The organism is Alloprevotella sp. OH1205_COT-284 (assembly GCF_003859795.1).
Taxonomy (GTDB): Bacteria; Bacteroidota; Bacteroidia; order Bacteroidales; family Bacteroidaceae; genus Alloprevotella.
Window position 1 is genome coordinate 39,189 of sequence record NZ_RQYI01000018.1, and the last position, 7,109, is coordinate 46,297.

The 7,109-nt window shown below is 48.0% G+C and carries 3 protein-coding genes and 3 pseudogenes; 4 read left to right on the forward strand and 2 right to left on the reverse strand.

Translation table 11 applies throughout. The features are described from left to right. The first annotated feature begins 5 nt into the window (after nucleotides 1-5). Entirely contained in the window at nucleotides 6-1,208 is a 1,203-nt protein-coding gene (locus tag EII14_RS05845) for a site-specific integrase (protein ID WP_124931613.1), read from the forward strand. A gap of 6 nt (nucleotides 1,209-1,214) precedes the next feature. After that, nucleotides 1,215-1,572, forward strand: a pseudogene (locus tag EII14_RS09485) (hypothetical protein). Between the two features lie 57 nt (nucleotides 1,573-1,629). Here the strand turns inward: EII14_RS09485 and EII14_RS05855 are convergent. Then, a complete protein-coding gene (locus EII14_RS05855) occupies nucleotides 1,630-3,327 on the reverse strand; it encodes an ABC transporter ATP-binding protein (protein WP_124931614.1) in 1,698 nt (565 codons plus the stop codon). A gap of 3 nt (nucleotides 3,328-3,330) precedes the next feature. Then, nucleotides 3,331-5,073, reverse strand: a complete 1,743-nt coding sequence (locus EII14_RS05860; RefSeq protein WP_124931615.1) for an ABC transporter ATP-binding protein — start codon at nucleotides 5,071-5,073, stop codon at nucleotides 3,331-3,333. Nucleotides 5,074-5,272: 199 nt separating this feature from the next. Here EII14_RS05860 and EII14_RS05865 point away from each other — a divergent pair. Both EII14_RS05865 and EII14_RS05870 read left to right on the forward strand, forming a co-directional pair. Then, nucleotides 5,273-6,613: pseudogene (locus tag EII14_RS05865) on the forward strand (TonB-dependent receptor plug domain-containing protein); the annotation flags it as partial. A 292-nt stretch (nucleotides 6,614-6,905) separates the two neighbouring features. Further along, nucleotides 6,906-7,109: pseudogene (locus EII14_RS05870) on the forward strand (histidinol phosphate phosphatase); the annotation flags it as partial.

Here is a 7,109-nt window from a genome sequence, read left to right on the forward strand (position 1 = left end):
AATTTATGCGTAGCACATTTTCTTTACTACTCTATATCAATCGCAACAAGGTACGTGTGGATGGTACAACTTCCGTACTTTGCCGAATCTCCATCGACGGGAAAAGCACGACGATAACCACGGGTATTACTTGCAATCCCAAACAATGGAATGCAAAAAAAGCAGAGACCGCGGACGTGCGGACGAACAACCGCCTGAAAGAGTTTCGAAAGTATGCGGAGCGGCTCTATGATGAAATGCTCAAAGAGCAGGGTGTGGTCAGTGCCGAACTATTGAAAAACAGGATAGCAGGTCAGGCGGTCATTCCTACCCATCTGCTCCAAATGGGAGAAAGGGAACGGGAATGCCTTGCCGTCCGTTCCAAGGAAATCGACTCCACTTCGACCTACAGGAGTTCTCGGTATTACCAGAGCTATATCCGTGAGTTCTTGGACTCGAAAGGCAAGGCGGACATTGCCTTTTCGGACATCACCGAGGAATTCGGACGGGAATATAAGGTCTACCTGAAGCGGTACAAGAACTTCGGGGCATCGCAGACCAACCATTGCCTTTGTTGGCTGAACAGACTGATATATCTTGCCGTAGACCATGAGATTATCCGTGCCAATCCTTTGGAAGAGTTGGAGTATGAGAAGAAACCGCCCTCCAAACGAATGCACATCAGCAAAGCGGAACTCAAACAACTGCTAGAACTGAAACTGCCCGCCAATGACCCATTGAAGGAATTGGCTCGCAGGGCTTTTATCTTCTCCTGTTTTACGGGACTTGCCTATGTCGATACCCAACTGTTGTATCCACACCATATCGGGCGGACTGCCGACGATAGAAGATACATTCGCATCAACCGTAAGAAGACGAAAGTGGAGTCATTTATCCCTCTGCATCCGATAGCGGAGCAGATACTTGATTTGTACAATACGACCGATGACACGCAGCCGGTCTTCCCTTTGCCAAGCAGAGACATGATGTGGTTTGAGATACACGAACTGGGCGTCATTATCGGACGCAAAGAGAATCTGTCCTACCATCAAGCCCGGCACAGTTTCGGATCGTTCTTGATTTCCGAGGGGATTTGTACGGAGAGCATTGCCAAGATGATGGGACATGCCTCCATCACCAGCACGCAGACCTATGCGAAGATTTCAGAGAAGAAGATTGCAGAGGATATGGATAAGTTAATCGAAAGAAGAAAAAACAATGAATATTGAATTACTATGAAAAGAGAATTCATAACCATTGAGAAGAATGGGAACGTACACGTTCCTACGACTTCCATTTGGATGTCGGCTTGCGAAATAGCCGATTTATTCGGCGTATTTTCCGGCAAAGTAAACAGCCACATCAAGTCTATCTTCAAAGAAGGATTACTCAGAGAAGATGAGGTGATGCAAACGCTATTGTTTAAGGGTGGTGCAGTGGATTTATATAATATTGAAATGATAACGATGCTGTCATTTCGTTTTGCTTCTCCACAAGCCAAAAGTTTCCGTAAATGGATAATCAGAAGACTGACCGAAAAGAACAAGTCCTCCGCTACTTGTGTGTTATGGCAAAGGTGGATGGTACAGTTGAATATGAGAACAGGCAGTAAGATAAATACGTCTTACTACCTGTTCTTTTTTAGCGATCTTACTGCATCGACAGCAGTTTGCAATACATTCCGCCTTTTGCTTCGAGTTCGGCGTGCGTACCCTTCTCCATAAGTTGTCCCTTGTCCATCACGATAATCTGGTGGGCGTTGCGGATGGTTTGCAAGTGGTGAGCAATGACCAAGACCGTGCGGTTTCGGATAAGCGCAGACATTGCTTGCTGTATTTTGTACTCATTGACGGGATCGACATTACTTGTTATCTCGTCCAAAAGAAGGATCGGAGCATCCTTGAGGAAGGCTCGAGCGATGGAGAGGCGTTGCTTCTGTCCGCCCGACAACCCCAAGCCATTCTCCCCAATTTTCGTTTCGTAACCATCGGGCAAACTGACGATGAAGTCGTGTATCATCGCCCGACGTGCGGCTTCCTCGATTTCCCCCTGTGTGGCATTGCGGTTGCCAACCTTGATATTGTTGGCAATGGTGTCGGAAAAGAGGATAACGTTCTGCATTACCACACTGATTTTGCCGAGCAGATAATCGTAGTCCATTTCCAGTATGTCCACTCCGCCGATACAGATACAGCCCGCCTGCGGTTCCCAAAAGCGGAGCAACAGATTGGTAATGGTGGTTTTCCCCGACCCTGACGAGCCGACAAGAGCCGTTACCGTCCGTTCGGGTACGTTGAACGTGAGGTCTTTCATCTCGAACCCCTCTTTTTCATAGTGGAAACCGACACCATCAAACGAGAGGTCGAAGCGTTCCGCCGTTTTCGGTTGGTCGGGATCGATGATCACGGGAGCATCCAACAGACGGGAAATGCGTTCGTAGCTGTCCTTTACCTTGATGTAGTTCAGCCAATGACTCTCCATATTGACAAAAGGTTTGTAGAGCTCCTTCGAGACGATGACGAACATCAGGTAAGCGAAAAGGGAAAGTTCTCCACGCCAAGTCCACCAAAGACCAAGCGTTGCCATCAGAGCGAAAGCCAGTTCAATGAGAAAGGCATACCTGCCTACGCTTGCAGCTGCCTGCCGTGAGGTCTTCTTGCTGCTCTCTCCGAACTCGCTGACAGAACGGTCGAGCCTGTCACGGAACATTCCTTTTCCTCCGAAGACTTTCAGCACAGGTATGCCCTTGACGTATTCAACGAAGAGACTGACCATATCCGCCAGACCGTCCTGCGCCTCCTGCTGCGCTTTCGTCCCCGAACGGATGCCCCGATACAAGGAGAAGAGGGCAATAGGAAGGATGGCAATCATCGCCAACCCCATGTGCCAGTCCACACAGAACAGTCCGATGCCGAGTATCAGCGCCACGATGAAATCGGCGGACATCCGCGTCCAAAGGTGCCCCACAACCATTTCCATATTATCCACGTCTTTGTGTATGACGGTGCTTATCTCGCCCAGACGCTCATTGGTGTAGAAACCGAGCGAGAACATTTTCAGTTTCAATATGATTTTCTCGCGGATGCGTTCCACGAGGTCGAAGCCGGCAAAGTGTTTACTCATATCGGCTATGGCATTGGATATGGTTTTCATAACCAGCAGACCAACGAGTATCCACGCCGCCGAGACAAGCGAAACGCTTTCGCCCGAAACGTGGCGGTCGATAAGGAACAGGACAGTGAGCATTATCGCTGTGCCGCAAAGGGCATAAACCACGAAAAACAGTGCGGAGATTATCAGATGCCGCACTCCGCGAGCGGTCAATTCATTCAATATCTTGCGTATCATTGTTTATACCTCCTCTTTCAGTTGCCATTTGCTTACTCGTTCCTGTGTTTCCGTCATATTGCGATATAGTGGGCAGTTGTCCATCAATTCTCCGTGCGTTCCCGTCGCCACGATCTGCCCCTTGTCCATCACGACAATACGTTCCATCTCCTGAATAGTGTTGAGACGGTGGGCGATGGTGATGACGGTCTTGTTACGCTGCAATTCATCCAAAGCCTCTTGAATAAGTTTTTCATTTTCTCCGTCCAAAGCAGCGGTGGCTTCGTCGAGAATGACAATCGGCGAGTCTTTGAGCAACATCCGGGCAATAGAAATACGCTGTTTTTCTCCGCCGGAGAATTTTACGCCCGCTTCGCCTGCCAAGGTATCGTAACCATTGGGGAGTTCCACGATAAAGTCGTGTATGCGCGCCCTTCGCGCCACCGTTTCCACCTCCTCTTGCGTGGCGGAGGGCTTGCCGATACGGATATTGTCCCGAATGCTCGTGTTGAAAAGGAATACCTCCTGTTGCACCATCGAGAAGAAATCGGCAATGTTTCGTTCGGAGAGTTCCGCAAGGTTCTCTCCGCCCAGACGGACGGTTCCTGACTGCGATTGCCAGAAACCCATCATCAGACTTGCCAGTGTGCTTTTGCCTGACCCCGATTCTCCCACAATAGCCGTATGGCTGCCCTTGGGGAATTGCAAACTGACATCGGATAATGCACTGTCTTTCTTATTCGGGTAGGCGAATGTAACGTGCTCGAAACTGACATCGGTCTGTATAGCGTCCGTATCCTTATCCGCTGTGTCCTTTACCGGTACTTCGGTAATAGACTGCACCTTTGCCAGCGATTGCCCATAGACGATTCGAAAATGTTGGAACGTAGCCAGTTTGGCAAAGGAAGACGAGAACAGTCCTCCCAATATCAAGGCAAGAATGAAACGTGCCACGGTCAGTTCGCCCGAACTCATCAGCCATAGACCGACAAGAGTCATTACCACGATACCGCCCTCCAAGAACATCGTGATGAGCGTCATCGGTACGGTAACGCTGAACATACTCCGCTTCACCCAGCGGATATAATCGCGCATATTGCCAAGTACTCGTTCCGTGCGTGTTTCCTCGTGGCTGAATGCCTTGATAACCGGTATTGTAGCCACATATTCCAGGAGGTCTTCCGACATCTTCTGCGTACTTTCCATAAAGTGTTGGAAGCTCTTGCCCCAAAGCGTTTTGACTGCCATCTGCAAAAGAAACGCCAACGGTAGCAGCGATACGAGTGCCAGCCCCAGCCGCCAATCCAATACCATAACAATTCCCCATAGCAAGGTGGGGAAAAGCGTTGCCGATAGGATTTCGGGCAGTCCGTGTGCCAGATAAATCTCGATTTGCTCCACGTCGTGGTTGATGATATTCACCAAATCGCCCACCTTGCGCTCCTGAAAGAAACCGAGTGGCAACCGTTGCAAGTGGTTTACAATGCGCAACCTCAACCGTGTGAGGGCATTGTAAGCCGAGCGGTGCGCCCGCCAAATCGAAGTTCCGTAAAACACACTGCGAAGCAGGGCAAGCAGCACCATCGCCACTCCAGCAATCCAAATCATAGCAGAAGTGAGCGTACCATCCATCAGCCTGTCTACCGCCCATACCACAAGCAGCAGAGGCAGTGTGCCGAAAACAAGATGCAGTATGACCACCGCATTGGAGAGCAGGCTACGACTCTCCCGTTCCTCATCGAGAGGCTTGATTTTTTGTTTATCCATATATGTATCGTTTTGATTTTCTAAGGTGCAAAAGTACGGAGACGCACAGGGGTAAAATAACCCGAATGAACATTACACTACCCGAAAACGATAACCTGACACATATAAAACTCAATAGGGGTATAGGTCTGGATAGTAGGGATATTTCTTTATTCGATAGTCGGGTAATTTTGCACGAGTTTTCATAAACAGATAAGATATGTCAATCGACTCAATAGTTCATTTATACAAAAGAGTGCTCATCGTCAGCTCCCTATTGCTGTGGGCCTATCCGATGTTTGCACAACTGCATTCCATCGAAATAAAAGTTATTGATGCAGAGAATGGAAACAGTATAGAATTTGCCACGGTGCAATGGAAAGGTCTGAACGAACCTTCGTACAAGAACGGTACAACCACCAACAGAAAAGGGGTGGCGAAACTAAATATACCTGCCCATCAAAAACTGGTACTAAAGGTGAGTTATGTAGGTTATCAGACAATTACCGACACGATTACGGCAAATGAGAAGCGTCATACCCTGAAGTTACGTCCGGAATCGACGGAATTGGCAAATGTGGTAGTCTTCGGAAAAACAAAAGCACAGGTTATCAGAGAGTCGCCCGAAGCGATTTCAGTGATAAACGCAAAGGAATTGCAAGGTCGTTCCGTTTCTTTAGAAACCATCTTGAACAAAACCATCGGCTTGAAGGTCGGGCAGACAGGTGGATTGGGAAGCAGTTCGAGGATTATTGTTCACGGTTTGGAGGGAAACCGTATTCAGATTCTTTGGGATGGTATTCCGATGAATACTTCAGACGGAGCCTTTTCGCTTGATGAAATTCCGATAGACATTATCGAACGGATAGAGGTCTATAAAAGCATTATCCCTGCACGTTTCGGTTGCGATGGCTTGGGTGGTGCCGTCAATATCGTCACGAAGGAGTTCAGCACGGACTATTTGGATGCTTCGTACGAACTTGGTTCTTACCAGACACACAAGGGAAGTGTCTTCTCGCGCAAGAACTTTCCGAAGAGCGGTATTCTGCTCGGTGCGGGAGGGTATTATGCTTCTGCAAAGAATGATTACTCATTTAGAGTTCCCGAAAGAGAAAACCTGTTGGTGAAGCGTGACCACGACCGTTTTCGTTCGTATATGCTGAAAGGGAAAGTCGCTTTCACGAAACTTTGGTTCGATGAGATTAGTACCGAGTTCGGGTATTACAACCGTTTCAATGAGATACAAGGAGTATTGAAGAATATCCAGCACGCTGAAAACAAATCCGGGATGTTTATGCTCGAAAACAAGCTGATGAAAAGCGGGATGCTGAACAACCGCCTTAACTTCGAGTCGCATTTCTCCCTATCGCATACAACGAACAATTTTGTGGATACGGCACGGGTGAATCACGATTTCGAGGGAAACATATATCCGAGTCCAAACGGGCAGGGAGAAACGGGAGATGTCCCCCACAGCTCAAATGACAAAGGTTTGGAAATCAACGAACGCATTAACCTTGATTGCAGATTGTCCGCCAATTACGAAACGGGCTACTATACCTACAATACCAAGACGGGCGAATGCTCCCAAACACCCATCATCACTACCGTGGGAGTACCTTCAAGTTTAGTCGCGTTTGAGTAACCAAATACGATATACGGAAGAACTCATAAGAAACCCATCAAAATCACCTAAGCTTTCAGCTGATTACACCTAAGCTTTTATTCAAAAGCTTAGGAGCTTTTTATAATAAATCAAGTACATTTGCGTTATCGAACAAGAAGCCTTTGTCGAAAGTCAATACCTCCGAATTCGGCAGGGGGGAAGTAAAAGGAGGAAAAACTATTGAACTATGGCTAACAAACCATTACAGTTCGTTCTTGTAGAACGCAAATTGAACGTCGGCGCAAATGCCGGTAAAGTCGTGCAAATCGCCCAACCAACGGGTAGACATCGAGTGAGTTTCCGCAATTTTTGTGAGCGTGTGGCGAAATCGACCACATTCAACCGTCAGGAAGTGGAAGCCGTATTGAACTACGCCACCGAGATTGCCAGA